Source organism: Pantoea vagans (assembly GCF_001506165.1).
GTDB lineage: Bacteria > Pseudomonadota > Gammaproteobacteria > Enterobacterales > Enterobacteriaceae > Pantoea > Pantoea vagans_C.
In genome coordinates, this window is sequence record NZ_CP011427.1 from 2,486,241 (window position 1) to 2,506,768 (window position 20,528).

The following is a 20,528-nucleotide window of genomic DNA, read 5'->3' on the forward strand; positions in this document are numbered from 1 at the left end:
CATAGCAAGTCGCACATGGCGGCGACCGTGCAGGTAAACCTACATGCACAATTCCGTTCAGACTTTGTAAAGCGCGCAAATAATACCACTATATGTAAAGACAAGTAAAAAAAAGCACGAATAACTTAAGAACGCTCTCATACCACGGGAAAAGCTGAATTTGGTCGCTTTACAGCGAAAAAAATGCCGCAAAATGGGGTTGCGGCATGAAATTTAACCTCGCCAACCGCCGCCCAAGGCACGATAAAGATCGATTTGCGCCAGCAGCAGCGTATTTTTCACTGAGACGATGTTCAACTGCGTGCTGAACAGCGTGCGTTGCGCATCCAGCTCATCCAGGTAAGAGGCGTAACCATTCTGATAACGGTTCCGTGCAATACGATACGCTTCAGATACATAGCCTTCCTGCTTCTGCAACTCAACCAGCTGCTCCTGGCTGCGACGAATGGCATCAATGGCGGTATCCACCTCGGAGAAGGCACTTCGCACCACCTTTTCGTAGCCGTAAAGTGCCTGATTACGCGTGGCCATCGCCACATCGACCTGCGCCGTCAGCGCTTCACGGTTGAGCAGCGGCGCCAGAATACTGCCGCCAATGCTCCACAGGCGGAACGGGTTATCCAGTAGCTCATGAAGTTGATAGCTTTGCAGCGTGCCGCTGGCCGTGAGATTCAGCGACGGTAACAAATCGGCCTGAGCTGAGGCCAGTGAGGCATCAGCGGCGATCAGCTGGCGCTGAGCCTGTACGATATCCGGGCGGCGATTAAGGAGCTGAGACGGCAGTAACGACGGCAGCGTCTGTGGTTTGATATGGTCAAACTGGCTGTTACGGGCAATCTCACGTGGGTTCATGCCCACCAGCACGCTCAGCGCGTTCTCCTGTTGCTCAATTTGATGCTGCAACTGGGGGATTTGCGCTTTGGCGGTCTGATATTCCGATGCCGCCTGCATCCACTCCAGGCGCGAGGTGTAGCCGGTTTCAAACTGACGCTGCGCCAAATTGAGCGAGTTTTCACGGGTTGCCAGGGTCGCGATGGTCACCCGCAACTGCTCATCCAGCGCACACAGACTCAGATAACCCGATGCCACCGAACTGGCAACAGTGAGTTCCGCGGCTGAGGCTGCGGCACGCTGCGCCTCCAGCGAGGCCTGCGCGGCACGAATACTGTTGCTGCGGCTGCCCCACAGATCGACCTCATAGTTCGCCTGCAGCAGCCCCTGGAATACGGCGTTTTCATATGGCTGCCCTGTCACCGCCGACAAGGCGCGTTGATGGGTTGCCGCTACCCCCGCCGACAACGTGGGGAAGTTATCGCCCTGTGCTGCCCTTAGCTGGGCGCGATATTGATCTACTCGCGATCGCGCAGTGAGGATATCGCTATTGTGCTGCAACGCCTGATTGACCAGCCGATTAAGATTATCGTCCCCAAAGCTTTGCCACCACTGTGCTTCTGGCGCGGCTGACGGCCCCACCTGCTGCCGCCAGCTATCAGGGATCGGTAATGACGACGGCGCTTTTTCGACTTCAGTGGCACAACCGCTTACCATCAGCGCAATAATGGACGCCAACATTACCCGCTTCATGGGGCGTCCTTATGCGGCTCGGCAGCGGTATCAATACTCACTTCCACCGACATCCCCGGACGCAGCTCATGGGTGTCACCGAGAATGCGGATACGTACCGGAATACGCTGCGCAATTTTCACGAAGTTACCGGTGGCATTATCGGGTGAAATGGCACTGAATTCAGAGCCCGCAGCCGGAGAAATATACTCAACCCGGCCCTCATAACGCTTACCTTCAAGCGCATCGACACGCAACGTCACCGGCAAACCAGGTCGCACCCGCGCCAACTGCGTCTCTTTAAGGTTGGCAATTACCCATTTGTTATCCGGCACTACTGAGGTTAACCGCGTACCGGCCGTCACGTAGGTGCCTTTGCGCACGGATAACTGTCCGAGCTGACCACTGTCGGGAGCAATGATGCGCGTATTCGCGAGATCGATATTGGCTAACTCCAGCGCAGCTTGGGCGCTTGCCACATCCGCCTCCAGCGAGCCTCGGTTCACCACCACGGTCTGCAAACTTTGCTGCGATACCGCCACCTGGGCATCGGCCTGACGCAACTGCGCCTGAGCCTGCGCATTTGCCGCACGTGCTGCATCACGTTCGCGTACCGACAATGATCCATCCGCCGCCAGATTCTCAACGCGTTTAAGATCGAGACTGCTCTTCAACGCCTGCGCTTTGGCATTTTCCAGAGCGGCTTTATTGCTGAGGATGGTGGCCTCGGCGCTGCGACGCTGCTGTTGGTTGTTATTTTGCGCCGCAATTTTCATATCCAGCTGCGCCTGTGCCTGATGCACCCGCTGGCGATAGATTCGATCGTCGATGGTCATCAACAGTTGTCCCTTGGTGACGGGTTGCAAATCCACCACCTGTACATCGGTGAGATAACCGCTGACCTGCGGGCTGATGAAGGTGACCTGACCGCGTACGTAGGCGTTTTCCGTTGATTGAACGGTGCTGGTAAACGGCCACAGCTGCCAGGCATACAAAATCACCAGCACGCCAACAATGACGATGCCGCTGCCGAAAGCGATGGAAAGGATACGTCGGCGGTTGGCGCGTTCGCGTTCCGCAGCCTGAAGATCATCCTGTTGGCTCATGAATTCTCCGTATGATGTAAAGCTTGCTGATTTTGCTCGGTCAAATCACGGCGTGCCTGACGCCAGTTGATAAAACGCAGCCGCGAAAGTCGCCACAACACCCATATCAGCGTGATCAGCGCCAGGGCGGCGGTAAGTAAATAGGTATCGTTATACGCCAGCACGTTGGCCTGCAGCGTGGCGACCGTTTGTAACTGGCTGGTGCTTTGCGCACTCAGCAAGACGTTATCTGAGAGTTGGCTGCTGAACAGCGCGCTGTATTGGCTTAACCGCTCGGTGACATTAGGGGCAAGCTGTGAAAGCTGATCGCCCAACAGACTGGAGTGATATTTCTCGCGCCACGTCTGGAAGGTGCCCAGAATCGCTGCACCAATCAGCCCGCCTAAGTTTTGGCTCATACCAAACAGCACAACAAAACTCACCAGGTTCTTCGGCTGCGTCACCACGCCACCTATCCCTAACAACATGGCCGGGGCAAGGAAGAATGCGCTGCTGAAACCGAGTAAGAACTGACTGATATACAAATTATTGGCGCGCGTCAGCGGGCTGGATTGTGCATCCATGTACGAGGCGATAATCATCACCACCAGCGACGTGACAATCGGCCAGCTAAGGTGGGTGGGTTTGATCGTCAGCGCACTGGCCACCATGCCACAAATCACCCCGGCGATAATGGCCAGCGCCAGACCGCGCATCTGATCATTCAGCAGACCAAGCTGTTGCAGAAAGCCCACGGCCCCGGTGTTCTGCTCGGCCAGCACAATACGCATCATGATCATGACAATACCGAGCCGGACGATCATGCCGTTACTCAACCAGCGGGTATTGATCAGCGGATTGGCGCGGTTGTGCTCGACCACCACGGCGGCGACGATCAACACCAGAGAAATTGCCAGAGAGATGCCCAACCAGGGGGTGGTAAACCACCATTCAATGCGTCCGAGCGACAGTACACCACAGAGCAACGCCATACCGGGAGCCAGCAGGATAAAGGTGACAAAATCCATCTTTTCAAAGGCTTTAATACGATCGCCAGGCGGCAGTTTCACCACCAGCACGCAACCCAGCGCAATCAACGCCAGCCCGAGTTCAAACAGATACAACCCGCGCCACTCTTCCAGTTGCAATAGTTCAGTCGAAAACAGGCGAGCCAAAGGGATGGCCAGCTGTGAAGCGGTGATACCAATCACCAACGCTTTCAGCCGGTGTTTCGCTGGCCATGCCTGAATTTGGTAATAAATGCCGAGCGAGCTGAGTGCCGCGCCGACCATACCATGTGCGGTTCGCACAATAATCGCCGAGCTAAGATCGTTAGCCAGGATATGGAAGAACGCCACGATGACGTACAGCACCAGAAAAGCTTCGGTGAACAAACGCAACCCGAACTGCTGGCGGAATTTCACTAACAGCAAGTTGATGGAGATATTACCCATCACATAAACCGCAGGCAGCCAGGCGATTTCATTGGTGTAAGCACCAAATGTGCCCTGCAGATTGGTGAGGTTGGCGGTGACCAGTGCATTACTGAGTGCACCGGTAATGGAAATCAGCAGTCCAATGATACCAAATGCCACCCGCTTTGAGGGTGAATGGATTGGCGTAGAAGGTGAGCCCGGCAGCATCGGTTTTTCATGCGGCAGCCACTCTCGCTGGGCATAGGGATTGCGTTTGGCCACGACTAGCTGCTTCCCAATTTAGCCAGCAGTTGTTGCAGCACTTTTTCGGTTACCGCCAGTGCGTCAGGGTCGATGTCCGCCAGCAGCTGCGCGCGCAGGGCATCCGCCTGTGTTTTGACCTCAGCAAAGGCCACACTTCCTTGCTCTGTCAGCACCAGCAGACGTTTACGACGATCCTCTTTCGGCTGCACGCGCGCCAGCAATTGCTGCTTGACCAATCGATCGACCAAAGGCACCACACTCGCCTCTTCCAGGCCCAGCAGTTGTGCCAGTGCTTTTTGTGTTGGCGGTTCATTGGCGGTAGCGACGGTGGCGATCGCCATCCAGCTGCTCATACTCAGACCGCTCTCTTTCAGGCGGCGATCCACCGCCAGACGCCATGCGTGCGCAGTGAGATGTAATAAACGAGAAAAAGGTTGTGGATAGTCGCTCAAAACGTAGTAGCCTAATGGTTAGGTTTCTAACTAAACGGGTGCGTTATTATAAGCAAAGCCGAGTGCCATTGAAAAGTTTGCTTACATTGCCACCGTCAATTGCACACATCCCCTGCGCTCTGCTCCCCCTTTTTATTGTACAACATGATGATGATATCGATGCTGTACAACCTTTTTGTATAAGTTTTCAATCTCATGCATCAATTTAACTTATTGTATTTTAACGATTAGCACATTATGCACAAAAAACTACTTGTACAAGTTACATCAAATTTTATAACTTTACCTCCCGTGAGCCAGCTAATGGCTCCGTAACGAATGATGCATATTGCGTCGCCTCTGAAGGTGTATTGGATTTCCACCTTCAGAGGTGTCTTTTTTGCGTTGGTTGATGAGTTTGGGTCATACGTGCCTGTCCGCACGTATTTTTTCATCATGGAGCTGAAGGCATCTCTGCCAACAGACCGATCATAAGGGCTTCACACATGCAAAATACTGCGACCAGCAGCGAAGCCATCGCTGACTACTTTAAACTTGCAGGTAACAGCGACAGCGTTGAGATGGAAATGTTTGGTCAAATTATTGCGGAAATCCTGCAATGTGGTATGCAGGTGACGAATAAGACGATTATCGCTTCGTTAATCCAGCGTCTGGAAATGGAAAGTGATGTCATCACCTTAGATATTTATCGTCATTTACTGGAACTGGTGGTGAATAAAACGCCAGACGATATTCAGGTTTAATATCGATTCCAGGGACGGAATCACACTTGTTTGCCTACCCTTTTTACTAGCACCCTTCAGCTTTGCCAGTTAACATCTTCCTCGTCTGATTTCCATCTGGTTACTGCCATGCCGTGACAGCATGCGCAAAATAATAAAAGAGCCTGCAAAATTTATGAGCCAACCCACTGAACACGCCCCAGCGGTGAACGATATCACGGTGGGCAGCGTGCTACGCTCGCCTGCTTTACTGACCCGAGAGTGCCTGGCGGGTGTCATCACCGCGCTGGCACTGATTCCTGAAGTCATCTCCTTTTCTGTGATAGCCGGCGTCGACCCCAAAGTGAGCCTGGTCGCTTCGGTCGTACTTTGCCTGACGCTCTCCATTCTTGGCGGACGTCCGGCGATGGTCACCGCAGCAGCCGGTTCGGTAGCGCTGGTCATTGGCCCGATGGTGCACGTTCACGGCGTGGAGTACATCTTACCGGCCGTGATCCTGGGGGGCATTATCCAGATCATCTTCGGCCTGGCAGGATTATCCCGCATGATGCGCTATATTCCGCGCTCGGTGATGATCGGCTTTGTGAATGCGCTCGGAATATTAATTTTCTTTGCACAAGTCCCGCACGTTTGGGGGCAGTCAGGATTGGTTTGGGTGCTGTTTGCTGCCACCCTGGCAATAGTGCTGTTACTGCCAAAAATCCTGAAAAGCGTTCCATCCCCGCTGGTGGCGATTGTGGTGGTCACCGGTGTGGCGCTCCTGATGGGTTATCGGGTACCCAACGTCGGCGATGAGGGGCCAATGAGTGCGGGCCTTCCAGGTTTTACCACGTTGTTAGTCCCTTTTAATCTGCAAACGCTACAAATCGTCTGGCCTACAGCGCTAAGTATTGCCTTTGTTGGTCTGATGGAGTCGCTACTCACGGCGAAACTGGTTGACGATATTACGGATACCCCTTCAGGTAAACGCCGTGAATCCTGGGCTCTTGGCGTGGGCAATATCCTTGCTGGATTCTATGGCGGCATTGCCGGCTGTGCGATGATCGGTCAGACCATCGTCAACGTGGAATTGGGCAAAGCGCGTACCCGAGTATCTACTATTGCAGCGGGTATCGTGCTGCTGTTGCTGGTCACGGGTTTGAGCCACATTATGGCGCAGATCCCGATGGTGGTTCTGGCAGGTATCATGATGGTGGTCGCTGTCAAAACAGTGAACTGGCATAGTCTGCAACCGGCAACGCTCAAACGTATGCCGTGGTCCGAAACCTCAGTTATGGTACTTACCGTGGCCGTCACCGTATGGACAGGCAATCTGGCACTGGGCGTTCTGATTGGTGTCATTCTCGCCATGATGCTGTTTGCACGCCGCATAGCGCACGTTATCCACGCTGAACGTAAGTTGAGTGAAGACGGTGAGCAGGTGCATTACACCGTGCGCGGACCGCTGTTCTTCGGCAGCAGTAACGATCTGTTTGAACACTTCGACTACGGTCACGACCCTAAAATCGTCACCATTGACCTGACTCATGCGCAAATCTGGGATGCGTCGAGCGTCGCGGCACTCGATGCGATTGAGCATCGCTATCAGCGTCACGGCGCAGCGGTACAGTTTATTGGATTAGATAACCGCAGCAGCGATTTCCGCGATCGATTGAGTGGCAATCTGGGATAAGTTTTTTAGGGAGGCCTGAGGGCCTCCCCTATTGATATATTGGACACGACAAAAACAAAAAAACCGCCCTTAGGCGGTCACGACATTACTGCATATTGCTTTGATTTTATTTGGTTTTAGGTCTAGCTAAATATGGTGCCCGGGGCGGGACTTGAACCCGCACAGCCATAAGCCGAGGGATTTTAAATCCCTTGTGTCTACCGATTTCACCACCCGGGCAGGGTGTAAATTGGAGGCGCGTCCCGGAGTCGAACCGAGGTAGACGGATTTGCAATCCGTTGCATGGCCACTCTGCCAACGCGCCTTTATTCTGATATGTCACCCGTTAAAAACAGGTCACTAAATTTGGAGCGGGAAACGAGACTCGAACTCGCGACCCCGACCTTGGCAAGGTCGTGCTCTACCAACTGAGCTATTCCCGCATAATCTTCGTATTTGAGTCGCTAACTGCGTTGGCTGCTTTCACTCAACCAGGTCACTTACTGATGTAAGTGACATGGTACTCGCTCAATTGCCGCCTTGCTGCAAACTGAAATACTCGATTCTGTACTTCGTTCCTTACCGAACTCACTGATTTCACTCAGCTTCTTGCAGACTCGCTGCCGTTCGATGCGATGCATTCTACTTATCTGACGCAATGAGTCAACAGAATTATCCACGCAGTGCGTCCGTTTGCTGCTTTTTGAATCGTATCGATCAGCTATCGAGCAAATCGCCGCGTGCTGCGCTCAAATACTGGAACATTGACCAGAAGGTCAGCACCGCTGCGATATACAACGCCACCACACCAACACCCACGACAGTGGCATCCGGGCGCCATAACAGGACAAACAGTGAGAACATCTGCGCAGTGGTTTTGACTTTACCAATCCATGACACGGCAACGCTGCTGCGTTTACCAATCTCCGCCATCCACTCACGTAAGGCAGAGATAATGATTTCACGCGCAATCATGGTGGCAGCAGGTAAGGTAATCCACCAGGCGTGAAAATGTTCCGCCACCAGCACCAGAGCAATCGCCACCATCACTTTATCAGCGACAGGGTCAAGGAACGCGCCAAAACGCGTGGTCTGCTTCCAGCGACGGGCAAGGAAGCCATCAAACCAGTCAGTTATCGCGGCAATCACAAATATCAGCGCGGTGACAAAAGGCGCCCAGTGAAATGGCAGATAGAATGCCAGCACGAAGAAAGGAATCAGTACAACTCGAAACAGGGTAAGACACGTCGGAATGTTAAATTGCATATGCCAGTAACTGTCTGGTGTGGGTAGGATTTAACGTATGTTCCTACATTGCCCCCCCTGTTTCAACGTTAGTGTTTCAGCGAGTGGTATATTTTTTCCGCCAGTGCAAAGGAAATCCCAGGTACTTTCGCTATCTCATCAACGCTGGCATTCATCAGCGGTTGCAGGCCACCCATGTACTTAAGCAGCTGTTGACGCCGTTTTGGCCCTACGCCTTCTATGCTTTCCAGTGCACTGGTGTTCTTCACTTTCGCGCGTTTTTTCCGGTGCCCTGAAATTGCATGATTGTGAGAGTCATCACGAATGTGTTGAATGACATGCAGTGCTGGCGAATCCGGCGGCAGGGAGACGCCCTCTCCTTCCGCTTCGAAAAACAGAGTTTCCAGCCCGGCTTTGCGATCGCTACCTTTTGCCACGCCCAGCAGAATGGGTCGATCTTTATCCCATGGCACATCCAGTTCGGCAAACACTTGCTTCGCTTGCGCCAACTGACCTTTTCCCCCGTCAATGATAATTACATCTGGGATCTTGTCTTGTTCCAGCGCTTTGCCGTAGCGACGGCGTAACACCTGATTCATCGCCGCGTAATCATCCCCCGGCGTGATGCCTTCAATGTTATAGCGGCGATAGTCTGAACGCAGTGGGCCATCACGGTTAAACACCACACAGGAGGCAATCGTCTGCTCACCCATGGTGTGACTGATGTCGAAGCACTCCATGCGTTTGATGCTATCAAGCTCAAGAAACACCGCCAGCGCCGCGAGCCGTTGTTGAATAGTCGAGTGCTGGGAAAGTTTAGTGGTCAATGCTGTCGCGGCATTGGTGCGTGCCAGCTTGAGATAGCGCGCGCGATCGCCACGCGGTTTACTCTGGATGTTCACTTTACGCCCGGCTAACTCGCTCAACGACTCAGCCAGCAATTCACGTTCGGGTAAATTGAAGTCGAGCAGAATATCGGCGGGCAAGGTGCGTGCTTCACTGCCCTGCAGATAAAACTGGCCGACAAAGGTTTGCACCACTTCGGTTAATTCCGTATCAGCAGGCACTTTCGGGAAGTAGCTGCGGCTGCCCAACACTTTACCCTGGCGAATAAACAGCACGTGCAAGCACGCCATGCCAGCATCGAATGACACGCCCATCACATCCAGGTCATCGCCTTGATTCGATACAAACTGTTTTTCCGTCACACGGCGTACCGCCTGAATCTGATCGCGCAGACGTGCGGCTTCTTCGAAGCGTAATCCGTGGCTGGCCTCTTCCATGCGTTTGACCAGTTGGTTGATCACTTGATCATCTTTACCCGCAAGAAAAAGTCGTACGTAATCGGTTTGCTGTCGATACTCCTCTTCTGTCACCAGACCGGCGACACAGGGGCCAAGGCAGCGTCCAATTTGGTATTGCAGACAGGGGCGAGAGCGGTTGCGATACACGCTGTTCTCACACTGACGAATGGGGAATACTTTTTGCAGCAAGGCCAGAGTTTCGCGCACGGCGTAACCATTGGGGAATGGCCCAAAGTATTCACCTTTAGCATGCTTAGCGCCGCGATGCATGGCCAACCGTGGATGCGCGTCAGCACTCAGGAAAATATACGGATAGGATTTATCATCGCGCAACAACACGTTGTAGCGCGGCTGATAGAGCTTGATGTAATTATGCTCAAGCAGCAACGCCTCGGTTTCGGTGTGGGTGACGGTGACATCAATATTGTGAATGTTACTGACCAATACCTCGGTCTTGCGACTGCCCACTTGGGTACGAAAATAGCTGGTCAGACGCTTTTTGAGGTCTTTGGCTTTGCCAACATAGATCACCGTGCCTGTCGCGTCATACATACGGTAGACGCCGGGCTGACTGGTCACGGTGCTGAGAAAGGCTTTGGAGTTGAAAACGTCACTCACTACTGATTAATGGCTCCGCATTGAACAGGCCATGACGAATGGCCAAATGCGTTAACTCTACGTCGCCACTGATATTCAGTTTGCTGAACATGCGATAACGATAGCTGTTAACGGTTTTCGGGCTAAGATTGAGCTGCTCGGAAATGTCCGTCACCTTTTGCCCTCGGGTGATCATCAGCATAATCTGCAATTCCCGTTCCGACAAACAGCTGAACGGAGATTCTGCTTTTTGCGGCTCGATCTGGCTGAGTGCCATTTGCTGAGCGATATCAGACGCGATATAGCGTTGCCCGGAATGCACAGAACGAATCGCACTCACCACTTCCTGCGGCGCAGCACCTTTACTCAAATACCCCGAAGCACCGGCCTGCATCACTTTCGCCGGCAGCGGATTTTCGGTGTGAATGGTGAGCATAATGATGCGGATGTCAGGATTAAAACGCACGATTTTGCGTGTGGCCTCGAGGCCACCAATGCCGGGCATATTCATGTCCATCAGCACCACGTCAACCGGGTTACTGCGACACCATTTAACCGCATCTTCGCCACAGGCCACTTCCCCGGCAATCACGAGTCCCTTCATATCTTCAAGAATACGGCGAATACCGGCGCGTACCAGTTCATGGTCATCAACAAGAAGCAGGCTGATCAACGGGACGTACTCCGCAGGTTAGTGAAGGGAAAATATATTACTGGGAGGCCATCTTACCGGGTTTGCGGAGGAAATAACATCTGGTAACGCAGATAAATCCCAATTGAAATGATGTAAATCAATTAGGCCCACTCGGCCCTTGTCATTTGTGTATAACGCATTAACATGCAAGAATTAAAATTCAAAATTGTGATTAATATCATTATGTTATAATTTATAACATTTTCTCATGCCTGTGATATCACGACGAAATAAATAGGGAATTTTTTTCATTCTTCTCTGGTGATAAATAGCGCGAACAGCAATTAATCACCCGCATGACATTTACCGCTTCGCCTGGCCTAAATTCCTCAAACAACCTTATGATATACTCTGTTTTTTACGCACAGGTAATGTGCCAACATCGAGTAACACCACCAAGGAGTCAATTATGAGTGATGAAGACTTTTCAACTTCGCAGGAAACCCAGGCGCTGGCAGATGAAGTGGCCTGTCTGAAAATGATGGTGACGCTGATCCTGAAAGGTATGGGTCAAGCCGATGCGGGCAAAGTGATTATCAATATGGAGCGCTATGTTCAGAGCGCATTAGTTGATAAACCGCAGGCGGAAGTGTTTAGCAACACCATTCGCCAAATCAAAACCGCTTATCGTCAGTAAGCGGCCAGCCCCGCGCATGGCGCGGGGTGATTAGCTATGCGCCTGCCAGTTGACCGACACGCCCAGTGTAGGCAGCACTTCTTCAGGGCCGAAACGTCGTGTACCACGGTACTTCTCTGCCAGTGCCGGTTGCTGAACCGGTATTCTTATGGCAAACAAATTATCTTCAGACTGAATCAAACCGGGTGACAGCGGTTCGTACACCACCTGATGCCGTTCAAACATTTTCTCCAGCATCGGCGTGGCTGAACTAATCAGAAAATCCATGCCATTCAATTCTGCCATCTGCACTGAATGCCATAAAATATTGAGTGGCAACTCTGCGTCTACTTCAAGACGGGCCGAAAAGCGCGACATTTCCCACACTTTGTTTTGATCAAACGGCAGCACGATGCCTTCGGGCACTTCAGGCTCATGCCAGGGCAGCAGACGCGCGCACCCGCAGATACCCTGGCGCGCATTCCAGGCTATCAGCCAAGTCACATCGGAACGATCGAATCGATCGTATTCCTGTCCAGGCGTGCTCAGCCTCGGAGGAATAGACCATCCTTCTCCACGCGCAAAAACGCTATACCGGTAAGTTCCCAATTCGGCCAACAAAGAGGACGGCATATCCTTAAGCTGTGTTTGAATTATTTTCATCATGCGCCTCTGACATCCCCATGTTTGCAATGATTTCTTTGCGCCAGCCTGGCAAAGTTCCGGCGCAGGGTAGACAACTGACCTTTGGCTGGGAACTACTAAAATTAGTAGTTGCCTTTTTGCTATATCAAGCCAATCGCTGCTGCATAACAGGCAATCTGCGTTTTATTGGAAACATTAAAACGTTTTTGCATATTCTTTTGGTGAAAATTCACCGTATGTTCAGATATCGCTAAAATAAGTGAAATTTCCGCAGAGGTTTTCCCTTCTGCCGTCCATTTCAGGATTTCCAGTTCGCGTTGACTAAAATCATTAGATAAAACTGCCATAGAACTATCGTTCAGCCGCTCCAGCACGCGCAAACTCAGTTCCGCCAGGAAATGAAGTTTCACTTCTAGCTGAACGCGTAAGTGTTGAGTCTGACTATGAATCGATGATGCAATAGATAATATACCAATGGCACGATTTGACGCCATTGCTGAACAGGAAAAGCCGCTATTGAGCCCTGCCGCGTTAGCCTCAGCCCACAAATTGCCTGCGCCAGTAAATAAATCACGCGTCCATTCCACGCCACGTCCCGGCCGCTGGCAAAGTAGCAGCACCGGATCCACGGTATAATAATTTTCGCTTTCATAGCGCTTTACCCAGCTCTCAGGGTAAGTACTAAACAAAAACACACGAGGCCGGGTAAAAGGCACCGGGTGCTGAACCAAAAAAGCGAATGAATCAAAACCCAACGCTTCTATGTGCTTTTGTAATAGCGCTTTCAATTGCAACACTTCCGTCAGCGCCTGAAATTCATTTTCAGTATCGCCTCGCCAGACGAAATAATTATCGGTAGTCATTATTGCCTCAGCGTTGTTTCACGCTTTTACCTTGTTATTCGTTCTGATTAACATAAAAATTAATTAACATGAGAAAAAATATTGATTGAAATGAAAGCAGCACTTGCGGTAACAATCATAACTATCCAGATGTCAATGCGTTACCGTAATGAGAGTGTGCGAGCAGGTATTTTTTGCCAATAGCTTCACAATTTTAATCGTCTTAGCTGATTAGAATAGGATTTTTCCGAAGACGTTTCAATCACCCGATTCATTGAAAATTATCATTAGATTGATAAATTTTTAGCATCGTCATTAACCGAAATCACTCACCTTCAGAGCGGATACTTAAGGTACAGGGATATTTAGCGTGAGGCGGCAATGAGGTTCATTCTTAATCTTTGTGGCTTCTGCGGTGAACAGTACAGCGTGATTTCCGTCACCCTCTTTTCCAGCTACTCTTAGAGGATAGCGGTGCATCATGCCACGGGATTTAGCAAAGGGGAGACAATGCCGCAGCACGGCTCAGCCGCATTGTCGCGCGTTTTTGGGATAACAGCGGAACTGACTATGTTGAACCAGTTGGCATTACCTTTCCTTGTATTGGGCGGCTGCACAGCCCTGATGATCTTAAAAGACCTTTTCCGCCATCCACATCCCGTGGCGGTGATGAATATCATCTGGCCACTCACAGGCTTGTATATGCCCTTCATTGGCTGGCTCGCATGGTGGTATCTGGGTCGTAAACCCTCGCGACAGGTTAAACTTGCGCTGCTGGTTCCGCAAAAAATACAGGGTTACGCTAGCTGGCAAACCATATTTATTTCCACTTCATTATCTGCCGCTGCCTGTATATTTGGCGATATAATGACAATCCCGATAGTCACCTTACTAAATCAGTTCGCTATTAACCCCACGCTTTGGCTTCAGGGGGTTATTTGCGTGATAGTTTCCTTGCTGGTCGGTTTATTTTTGCAGTTTCTCGCCATTCGCCAGCGTGAAAAACGTTCATTTGGCCGTGCCTTATTATTAGCATTAAAAACAGAAACTTTTCCGCTGCTGATTTATCAATTAGGCATTTTTATCTTTATGGCGCTGGCCCTAAAGTTCGTGCTTAACCAGCAGATCAATCCATTCCTGGTGGGGTTCTGGTTTATGTTGCAATTAGCGATGATGATCGGCTTCCTGTTCTCCTGGCCTGCTAATCATTTCCTGATAAAACGTGGGCTTAATCCCGCTGTTTAGTCAACGACAGTAACCTGCCCCGCGCATACCAAGGTGGAAATGCGCGGCATGCGCGGCGTTGTAGTCCGGCCCCAGCGCATTACCAAAGGTGGCGCAACCCGTGCGCCACAGCGCGTGCAAGGCCGTTGCCGCATCAGCGGGTTGTTGCCAGTTCTTCCCCACCTGCAACCAGCGGTCATTGGCCAGCTGAAATCCGCTGATATCCCAAGCATCCGCTGTCGCATGTTCACTTAAGCGCCCTTGCTGGCGATGATAAATATTGCGGCACGCATAGCTCCCCACATGCGCGATACGGCGAAGTGGGCTGTTGATCCCTGCCTGCTTTAAGGCCAGTTGACTGTTCACTACAAACAGAGTGCTGCTCACCGCCATCGGACAGCTGGCAAGGAAAGAGCTGCTCAACCCCACCTCACCAAACCCACTTACGCGCAGCGGCTGCTCCAGGGGGCAATCGCCCTGGAGAGTAGGCACAACACGATATTGGATGAAGCCCAGCTGTTTCGCACTTTCCAGTACCGCAAGGCAGGCAGCAGGGTCACGACTGAGTCGTTGCAGTTTATAACGCATCATCCAACCCGGTGGATCGGTCATGGCCAATGACGTGAAGGGATTCCATTGCGCGGGCAAATGCGTTTTCAGCCAGGGAATGCTCCACCAGCCACACAACGCCAGAATGGCTATGGCAATGATTGCGCGCACAACACCTCACCCTTTCTTTTTATAAGAACTCGTAAGTGTAGGAGGCGAAGGGTAAACCAACACAAAAAAGGCTTTATTGTGGAAGATTTACGCAAAATAGCGGATGAAGATCCCATGTAAATAATTACTGACAGAGTAAAGCGCGTAAAAGCTCACAATTGTTAAAAAACAATTACCGAGAGTCGCTGCCTTTCCACTATCTTATGCCACTTGCCCTTATAGCGGCACAATATCAAACAGCCAGCAGAGCTGACACAACATCAAAACAGGAAAGATATATTTATGGTTGATCAATCCAAAGAGGCGCTTATCGAGGCCAACCAACCGGAAAAACTCCAACGTAGTTTGCATAATCGTCATATTCAGCTCATCGCTATCGGCGGCGCTATCGGTACCGGGCTCTTTATGGGGTCGGGCAAAACCATTAGCCTGGCCGGTCCGTCGATCATTTTTGTTTATATGATCATCGGTTTTATGCTGTTTTTTGTTATGCGCGCAATGGGTGAGTTGCTGCTTTCCAATCTCGAGTACAAATCGTTTAGCGATTTCGCCGCTGATCTACTTGGTCCTTGGGCGGGGTACTTTACCGGCTGGACCTACTGGTTCTGTTGGGTGGTGACCGGAATTGCGGACGTGGTGGCGATTAGCTCCTATTTCCAACTGTGGTTCCCAGGCTTTTCCGTGTGGATGAGCGCCCTGCTGTGTATTTTCGTGTTCCTGGCCCTCAACATTGCCACCGTGAAGTTATTTGGTGAGATGGAGTTTTGGTTCGCGATTATTAAAATTGTGGCGATTGTGGCGCTGATTGTGACCGGCATTGTGTTGGTCGCCATGCATTATCCATCACCTGGTGGCACCACTGCGTCATTAAGTAATATCTGGGATCACGGCGGCATGTTCCCGAAAGGCCTGAGTGGCTTCTTTGCTGGTTTCCAGATCGCTGTGTTTGCCTTTGTCGGTGTGGAATTAGTGGGCACTGCGGCAGCAGAGACCAAAGATCCGCACAAAGTGCTGCCACGCGCGATTAATGCCATCCCGATTCGTATCATTATGTTTTACGTGCTGGCGCTGTTGGTGATCATGGCGGTAACTCCGTGGAATCAGGTGCTGCCAAATCGTAGCCCGTTCGTTGAGATGTTTGTGTTAATCGGGTTACCTGCCGCGGCCAGCATCGTTAACTTTGTGGTACTGACCTCTGCGGCATCGTCCGCTAACAGCGGTATTTTCTCCACCAGCCGTATGTTGTTTGGTCTGGCGGAGATGGGCGTGGCGCATAAAGCCTTTGGTCGCTTGTCTTCCCGCGCCGTCCCAACAACCGGTTTATTCTTCTCTTGCTTCTGTCTGCTGGGTGGCGTGGCGCTGATTTACCTGATCCCGGATGTGATGACCGTGTTCACCATGGTCACCACGGTTTCGGCGATTCTGTTTATGTTTGTCTGGACCATTATCCTGTGCAGCTACCTCGCGTATCGCAAGCAGCATCCAAAACGCCATGCGGAATCGAAGTTTAAGATGCCGTTGGGCAAGTTTATGTGCTGGGTATGCATGGCGTTCTTCGCCTTTGTGTTAGTGCTGCTGACTTTACAGGAAGATACTCGTCAGGCGCTGATGGTGACGCCACTGTGGTTCGTCATTCTGACCATGGGCTGGCTGTTACGTCGTCGTAAAGCCTGATTCAGCTCATAAAAAAGGCCCCTCTATGGGGCCTTTTTTTATAACCGCTCCCGCAGTTTATGCCATGCCTGCGCCAGCGAGGGTCGTACCGAAGGTTCTCTTTCTGGTGCCAGATCAGGGGATTGTGGCGATCCCAGATCAAAGGTGAAGGTGTAATTGGGCGTCTCGCCCATGCGTAAATCCGACATCAAAGTGTCCTCACCTTGCTGCCTCATGGCGTAAAAACCATGGCTAAACCATGCCACGCGCTCAGCATGCCACTGTCCTTTAAAAGCAGCGAACAGCTCTGGATGACGAGGGTGCCAGCTAATCTCAAGCGGACGGTCCGGGGACATCAATGACCAATACGCCTCGCCATACTGGTCCGGTGTCATGATCACGGTGCGCCACACCAAAGTATTAAAGGCAGTTGGGGTCACCAACACCTGCTGTGGCGTGACAGACTGCTGCACTAAATCCTGCTCAATATGCTGCGTCGCCACACACTGCACCACCATACTCCAGCCTAAATAGAGCGTACTCACCAGCAATCCAGCCTGGTTCCAGAGCAATCCCACCCTGTCCCGCCGCCATAATGCAATCACCAGGGCTATCAACAGCGGCAAGGTATACAGTGGGTCGATAATGTACATACTGCCGATAGCGTAGGGGAAATCGGTAAAGGGTAAGCCCAATTGCGTACCGTATACCGTTGTTAGATCGAGCAAAGGATGGGTGATCAGCGCCAGCCAGATTGCCAGACACCAACTGCGCCAGTATTCACGGCTGCGTGTGGCACGAGCGACCAGCCAGCCAAGCAACGGCGCCACCAGCGTCAGCAAAAGCAATGCATGACTTTCGGTGCGATGCAGCGTCATATTGCGAATTGCATCGCCGTGATCGATAAACACATCGAGGTCGGGCAAAGTACCGGCGATAGCGCCGACCAACGCCGATTGCCACAACGGCACGCGTTTGCCCATCACGGCGACAGTAACCGCCGCGCCCAACGTTAACTGCGATAGCGAATCCATGCACTCTCCTGGCAAAAGCGGGATCAGCGCACGCGGATCCCTTCAATAATCATGCGCTGTACATTATCCAGCGTCTGCTCAAAGAACTCAGGGTCACTTAAAGTCTGGCCGGTAATCGCTTCCACCTGTGAGGCAAAATCAGCGTAATGCTGCGTCGTGGCCCACAGCAGGAAAAACAGATGCTGTGGTTGCACGCCGGCTAAGCGCCCTTCAGCGATCCACTGCTCAATAATCGCCGCCTTCTCATCCACCAGCGCTTTTAAGTCCCCGGCTAATTCACCTTTCAGCAAGGGCGCGCCTTGTAGCATCTCAAGACAAAACAGGCGTGAGGCCTGTGGATGATCGCGCGACACTTCCAGCTTAAGACGGATATATTTCCGAATGGCGGTTAGCGGGTCGTGATCATGCTGCAAGGCGCGTAAAGGGGCCAGCCACACATCCAGAATCTCTTTCAGTACCGCCACATACAACAGCTCTTTTGACGGATAGTAGTAAAGTAAATTGGTCTTCGAGACGTCGGCGCGCTCCGCCACTTTATCGAGGCTGGTGCCATGAATACCGTATTGCGAGAAGAAGGCTAACGCCGCTTCCAGAATCGCGGCACGTTTTGCCGCCACTGCGCGCGAGCGTCGCCCTGGCTTTTTTTCATCGCTTTTCACACTGTTACCTCTTCCATCCTGCGTCATCGCATCATAACAAAGGCCTCGATTCCTGCCTAATCGCCGATATGCACCTTTTTTGACCATGATACGCATGAAAAATGTGCATAACGTTTTGACCAAACGGTCTGTTTTGGACCACTTACTCCATTTTATATCACCTCACGTTTTTAACACATTGTTGTTAAAGGCCTTTAAAAATGTGGCACAGGCTTTGCAATTTTGTGACTGAGCGCCGCCAGCAGGATGCGTGCAGGAAGCAGCGCAGCGCGTGAAGCAGTTCCCGTTCATTGCAGAGAGGTTTCACATGAAAATTGGCGTCTTTATCCCGATTGGCAACAATGGCTGGCTCATATCCACCCATGCGCCGCAGTACAAACCGACTTTTGAACTGAATAAAGAGATTGTGCTGAAGGCCGAGCACTACCACTTCGACTTCGCGCTATCGATGATCAAACTGCGCGGCTTCGGTGGGAAAACCGAGTTTTGGGATCACAACCTCGAATCCTTCACCCTGATGGCGGGACTCGCGGCGGTGACCTCACGCATTGAAATTTATGCCACCGCAGCCACTCTGACGCTGCCGCCAGCGATTGTGGCACGCATGGCTTCCACCATCGACTCCATCTCGAATGGTCGCTTTGGCGTCAATCTCGTTACCGGCTGGCAAAAGCCTGAGTACGAACAGATGGGGCTCTGGCCCGGCGATGAATACTTTTCCAGCCGTTATCAATACCTGACGGAGTACGTCACGGTACTGCGCGATTTGTGGGGCAGCGGTAAGAGCGACTTCAAAGGTGAATTTTTCACCATGAACGACTGTCGCGTCAGCCCACAGCCACAAAAACCAATGAAAGTGATTTGTGCCGGGCAGAGCGATGCCGGCATGGCCTTCTCAGCGCAGCACGCAGATTACAACTTCTGCTTTGGTAAAGGCGTCAACACGCCAACGGCGTTCGCACCGACAGCCGCACGCATGAAACAAGCGGCAGATAAAGCAGGTCGCGATGTGGGTTCCTACGTGCTGTTTATGATCATTGCCGCCGAAACCGACGAAGCCGCACGCGCCAAATGGGAGCATTACAAAGCCGGTGCTGACGAAGAGGCTCTTGCCTGGCTGACCACGCAAAGCCAGCAAGACACTAAATCCGGCAGTGATACCAATGTGCGCCAGATGGCTGACCCCACTTCAGCAGTCAACATCAATATGGGCACGCTGGTCGGTTCTTACGCCAATGTGGCACGAATGTTGGATGAGGTTGCTTTGGTCGAGGGCGCGCAGGGCGTGTTACTGACCTTTGATGATTTCCTGGAAGGTATTGAAGCCTTCGGTGAACGTATCCAGCCATTGATGAAATGTCGCCAAGAGTTAATCGCTTCGCAGAAGGAGGTTGCCTGATGAGTACTGTTGTTTGCGCCCATACGTCCAGCTTACCGAACATTACCTTGCCCGCTCGCCCGGAAGCCATTGCGCTGCCGCCAGCGCAGAGCGCGCTAATTGTGGTGGATATGCAAAACGCCTATGCCACCGAAGGCGGGTATCTTGATCTTGCAGGGTTTGACGTCTCCGCGACCAAACCGGTGATCGCCAAAATTCATCAGGCGGTCACCGCTGCGCGTGCTGCGGGCGTGCAGATCATCTGGTTCCAAAATGGCTGGGACGATCAGTATGTGGAAGCTGGCGATGCCGGTTCGCCGAACTTCCACAAATCCAACGCACTGAAAACTATGCGCAAACGTCCAGAGTTGCAGGGTACCCTGCTGTCAAAAGGGGGCTGGGATTACGCTCTGGTGGATGAACTGACCCCGCAACCGAGTGACATTGTGTTGCCAAAACCCCGCTACAGCGGCTTTTTCAACACGCCGCTCGACAGCATGCTGCGCAGCCGCGGTATTCGTCATCTGGTATTTACCGGTATCGCCACCAATGTCTGTGTGGAATCGACGCTGCGTGATGGCTTCTTCCTCGAGTACTTCGGTGTGGTTCTGGAAGATGCCACGTACCAGGCGGGACCGGCCTTTGCACAGCAGGCCGCCATCTTCAACATCGAAACCTTCTTTGGCTGGGTCAGCGACACCGATACGTTCTGCGAAGCCTTGAAAGGCTAAAACCACTTTCACCTGCAAAACCATAACGAAAAGG

Annotated in this window: 19 protein-coding genes and 3 tRNA genes; 7 read left to right on the forward strand and 15 right to left on the reverse strand. The window is 51.9% G+C overall.

Annotation, left to right across the window (positions count from 1 at the left end; all coding sequences use genetic code 11):
- Positions 1–213 precede the first annotated feature (213 nt).
- Genes LK04_RS11630 through LK04_RS11645 form a run of 4 tightly spaced genes read right to left on the reverse strand, consistent with a single transcriptional unit; the run spans position 214 to position 4,779 of the window.
- On the reverse strand, positions 214–1,584 hold the full coding sequence (locus tag LK04_RS11630; protein ID WP_039328917.1) for an efflux transporter outer membrane subunit: 1,371 nt from the start codon (positions 1,582–1,584) through the stop codon (positions 214–216).
- The gene (locus LK04_RS11635) at positions 1,581–2,669 is read right to left on the reverse strand and encodes an HlyD family secretion protein (protein ID WP_039328919.1); all 1,089 of its coding nucleotides are present in this window, start codon (positions 2,667–2,669) and stop codon (positions 1,581–1,583) included. Before LK04_RS11635 ends, LK04_RS11630 begins: the two co-directional genes overlap by 4 nt.
- Positions 2,666–4,345 (reverse strand): MFS transporter, encoded by a 1,680-nt coding sequence (locus LK04_RS11640; protein WP_039328920.1) that lies wholly within the window; start codon positions 4,343–4,345, stop codon positions 2,666–2,668. The genes LK04_RS11635 and LK04_RS11640 overlap by 4 nt, the downstream gene beginning before the upstream one ends.
- Before the next feature lie 2 nt (positions 4,346–4,347).
- Positions 4,348–4,779: a MarR family winged helix-turn-helix transcriptional regulator gene (locus tag LK04_RS11645; protein WP_039328921.1), complete on the reverse strand. Its 432-nt coding sequence runs from the start codon at positions 4,777–4,779 to the stop codon at positions 4,348–4,350.
- Between the two features lie 485 nt (positions 4,780–5,264).
- On the opposite strand from LK04_RS11645, the gene LK04_RS11650 reads away from it, so the two are divergent.
- Positions 5,265–5,522: a biofilm/acid-resistance regulator YmgB/AriR gene (locus tag LK04_RS11650; RefSeq protein WP_039328922.1), complete on the forward strand. Its 258-nt coding sequence runs from the start codon at positions 5,265–5,267 to the stop codon at positions 5,520–5,522.
- A gap of 154 nt (positions 5,523–5,676) precedes the next feature.
- Positions 5,677–7,173, forward strand: coding sequence for a SulP family inorganic anion transporter (locus LK04_RS11655; RefSeq protein ID WP_039328923.1), 1,497 nt, complete (start codon positions 5,677–5,679; stop codon positions 7,171–7,173).
- Positions 7,174–7,306: 133 nt separating this feature from the next.
- Here the strand turns inward: LK04_RS11655 and LK04_RS11660 are convergent.
- From LK04_RS11660 to uvrY, 6 genes are all read right to left on the reverse strand, one after another.
- Positions 7,307–7,392 (reverse strand) — tRNA-Leu (locus LK04_RS11660).
- A gap of 11 nt (positions 7,393–7,403) precedes the next feature.
- A tRNA-Cys gene (locus tag LK04_RS11665) sits at positions 7,404–7,477 on the reverse strand.
- Positions 7,478–7,519: 42 nt separating this feature from the next.
- A tRNA-Gly gene (locus LK04_RS11670) sits at positions 7,520–7,595 on the reverse strand.
- Positions 7,596–7,869: 274 nt separating this feature from the next.
- On the reverse strand, positions 7,870–8,418 hold the full coding sequence (gene pgsA, locus LK04_RS11675; protein WP_039328924.1) for a CDP-diacylglycerol--glycerol-3-phosphate 3-phosphatidyltransferase: 549 nt from the start codon (positions 8,416–8,418) through the stop codon (positions 7,870–7,872).
- A gap of 68 nt (positions 8,419–8,486) precedes the next feature.
- On the reverse strand, positions 8,487–10,319 hold the full coding sequence (gene uvrC, locus LK04_RS11680; protein WP_039328925.1) for an excinuclease ABC subunit UvrC: 1,833 nt from the start codon (positions 10,317–10,319) through the stop codon (positions 8,487–8,489).
- Complete coding sequence (gene uvrY / locus LK04_RS11685) at positions 10,312–10,971, reverse strand: UvrY/SirA/GacA family response regulator transcription factor (protein ID WP_039328927.1); 660 nt, start codon at positions 10,969–10,971, stop codon at positions 10,312–10,314. Before uvrY ends, uvrC begins: the two co-directional genes overlap by 8 nt.
- Before the next feature lie 430 nt (positions 10,972–11,401).
- On the opposite strand from uvrY, the gene LK04_RS11690 reads away from it, so the two are divergent.
- On the forward strand, positions 11,402–11,629 hold the full coding sequence (locus tag LK04_RS11690; protein WP_039328928.1) for a DUF2594 family protein: 228 nt from the start codon (positions 11,402–11,404) through the stop codon (positions 11,627–11,629).
- Between the two features lie 30 nt (positions 11,630–11,659).
- Here LK04_RS11690 and LK04_RS11695 read toward each other — a convergent pair whose 3' ends face one another.
- A complete protein-coding gene (locus tag LK04_RS11695) occupies positions 11,660–12,271 on the reverse strand; it encodes an acyl-homoserine-lactone synthase (RefSeq protein WP_039328929.1) in 612 nt (203 codons plus the stop codon).
- A gap of 122 nt (positions 12,272–12,393) precedes the next feature.
- Complete coding sequence (gene sdiA / locus LK04_RS11700) at positions 12,394–13,116, reverse strand: transcriptional regulator SdiA (protein ID WP_039328930.1); 723 nt, start codon at positions 13,114–13,116, stop codon at positions 12,394–12,396.
- Between the two features lie 489 nt (positions 13,117–13,605).
- On the opposite strand from sdiA, the gene LK04_RS11705 reads away from it, so the two are divergent.
- Positions 13,606–14,340 carry a DUF4396 domain-containing protein gene (locus LK04_RS11705; RefSeq protein WP_231568839.1) on the forward strand — a complete coding sequence of 245 codons (735 nt, stop codon included), beginning with the start codon at positions 13,606–13,608 and terminating at the stop codon, positions 14,338–14,340.
- Here the strand turns inward: LK04_RS11705 and LK04_RS11710 are convergent, their stop codons facing one another.
- On the reverse strand, positions 14,341–15,039 hold the full coding sequence (locus LK04_RS11710; protein ID WP_039328931.1) for an extensin family protein: 699 nt from the start codon (positions 15,037–15,039) through the stop codon (positions 14,341–14,343).
- Positions 15,040–15,321: 282 nt separating this feature from the next.
- Between LK04_RS11710 and cycA the strand changes: the two genes are divergently transcribed.
- Positions 15,322–16,713, forward strand: a complete 1,392-nt coding sequence (gene cycA / locus LK04_RS11715; protein WP_039328932.1) for a D-serine/D-alanine/glycine transporter — start codon at positions 15,322–15,324, stop codon at positions 16,711–16,713.
- A 38-nt stretch (positions 16,714–16,751) separates the two neighbouring features.
- Here cycA and LK04_RS11720 read toward each other — a convergent pair whose 3' ends face one another.
- On the reverse strand, positions 16,752–17,726 hold the full coding sequence (locus LK04_RS11720; RefSeq protein WP_039328933.1) for a metal-dependent hydrolase: 975 nt from the start codon (positions 17,724–17,726) through the stop codon (positions 16,752–16,754).
- Positions 17,727–17,749: 23 nt separating this feature from the next.
- Positions 17,750–18,385 carry an HTH-type transcriptional regulator RutR gene (gene rutR, locus LK04_RS11725; protein WP_039329002.1) on the reverse strand — a complete coding sequence of 212 codons (636 nt, stop codon included), beginning with the start codon at positions 18,383–18,385 and terminating at the stop codon, positions 17,750–17,752.
- 307 nt (positions 18,386–18,692) lie between these two features.
- Between rutR and rutA the strand changes: the two genes are divergently transcribed.
- Together rutA and rutB are read left to right on the forward strand one after the other, a co-directional pair.
- Complete coding sequence (gene rutA, locus LK04_RS11730) at positions 18,693–19,784, forward strand: pyrimidine utilization protein A (RefSeq protein ID WP_039329004.1); 1,092 nt, start codon at positions 18,693–18,695, stop codon at positions 19,782–19,784.
- Complete coding sequence (gene rutB, locus LK04_RS11735) at positions 19,784–20,494, forward strand: pyrimidine utilization protein B (protein WP_039328934.1); 711 nt, start codon at positions 19,784–19,786, stop codon at positions 20,492–20,494. The genes rutA and rutB overlap by 1 nt, the downstream gene beginning before the upstream one ends.
- The last annotated feature ends 34 nt before the right edge of the window (positions 20,495–20,528 follow it).